Annotated in this window: 1 protein-coding gene; it reads right to left on the bottom strand. The window is 67.8% G+C overall.

From position 1 onward, the window contains the following. Positions 1–12: 12 nt before the first annotated feature. Positions 13–1,452, bottom strand: coding sequence for an NF041680 family putative transposase (locus ACLMAL_RS39495; RefSeq protein ID WP_412003748.1), 1,440 nt, complete (start codon positions 1,450–1,452; stop codon positions 13–15). Positions 1,453–1,573: the final 121 nt, after the last annotated feature.

The following is a 1,573-nucleotide window of genomic DNA, read 5'->3' as shown; positions in this document are numbered from 1 at the left end:
CTAGCTTGAGTTTTAACCTGTGCGGCGTGGTCGCGGCCCGGCGGCTTTGGATGCTTTCTGGTTGCTGGGCGTCTTGATGTGCACGTCGTAGCGTGGTGCCGGGTGCTGGTTGCGGTGTCCTGCGGGTCGTCCTGGGCCGGGGCGGGACGGTTTTGGTGCACTGGCGGGGCAGGCTACTTGTGTGCGCAGGTGCCGAAACCCTCGCCGGACGCGGGCGGGTGTAAGCCGTTGCAGGACAGCGTGTTTCTCCCAGGGGCGACGTAAGTCGGCGGCGTGGTCGCGGGCCAGGCGCAGCTGGGTGTAGGCGGCCAGCAGCAGCCAGGTCCACCGGTCGGCGGCAGCCGGGTCGCGGAGTTTCGGGCTGGTCCAGCCGAGGGTTTGTTTGAGCATGCGGAATGTGTGCTCGATGTCGAACCGACGCAGGAACGCCTGCCACAGCAGGTCGACCTCGCCCGCGTCGAGGTCGACGCCCGAATGCCACAGCCACACCGGTTTCGGGATCGCGCCGCTGGGCAGACGGGCGACATCGAGACGGATCACGGTGCCCTCGATTACCGGTAGCGTCCCGGTCTGGGCGACCCAGGACGAGCGGTGAGTCAGCCTGGGGTGCAACCGATCCCAGGATCTGGCAGTGGCAGGCCCGTAGAGGCGGGTCTCGGTTGTGGTGGCCACCGTGGGTTCGCCCCAGCTGGCCGGGTCACCAAAGACGAACTCGCCGCCGTGGCGGGCTGGGCGGCCGGTGATGCCGGGCTGTCGGGGCGGCGCGGCGCGGCGCAGCACCCGGTCCGACCGCATCCGCCCCAGCACCGCCACCGGCAGATCGGCCAGCAGGAACGCCAACCGGGGCGCGTCGTAGCCGGCGTCGGTCACGATCCAGATGTCCGGGTCGCCGGGCCGGTGGTGCCCGGCATCGATCAGATTGCCGATCACTGTGCGCAGCTGGTCGGCGGTGACGGTGGCCGCGTCCTCACCGGGTGCCAACCGCACCGCGTCCAGCGGTGCGGTCCAGGAACTGCGGCCGGTTTCCAGCGTGCAGACCACCGAATACGGCCATCCCGGAATCATCAGATGAGAGTCCTTGGCACGTCCGTAGGTATGACACAGCATCCGCTGCGGGCAGGTATGGGCTTCGGGCCGCAGCCAGCACGTGATGTCCACCGCCAGCACCAGTCGGCCATCGGCGGCCCGCGGCAACGGCACCGAGGCCAGCGCCCGCCGCAGACGAGCAACCTCGATGCGGCCCCGATCCAGCGCCGCATATACGCTGCCATGACCCCGGCGATGCTCACCGACCAGCGACAACTCCGGAAGCGACCGCACCGGCCCGTCCGCGCACAACACCGCATCGGTCACTTCGAACACCGCATCCGCCCGCGCGGTCAGACACCGATAGAACTCCTGCCGGAACGCCGACAGGTCCCCCATCGCACCGGCACCGCCGGTGTCGTGCACACTATTCACCGAAGCCCTTGAGTCTGAGATTTGTTCTGTCGCAAGACAAATCATCAGTCAAGGGCTTCGTTCATGATCAACTCGGGTCCCCGAGCACGACCTCAAACGTTAAAACTCAAGC

This window comes from Nocardia sp. CWNU-33 (genome assembly GCF_046764895.1).
GTDB lineage: Bacteria > Actinomycetota > Actinomycetes > Mycobacteriales > Mycobacteriaceae > Nocardia.
Note: the sequence above shows the minus strand (reverse complement) of the source record. Positions and strands in the feature narration are given on the sequence as shown.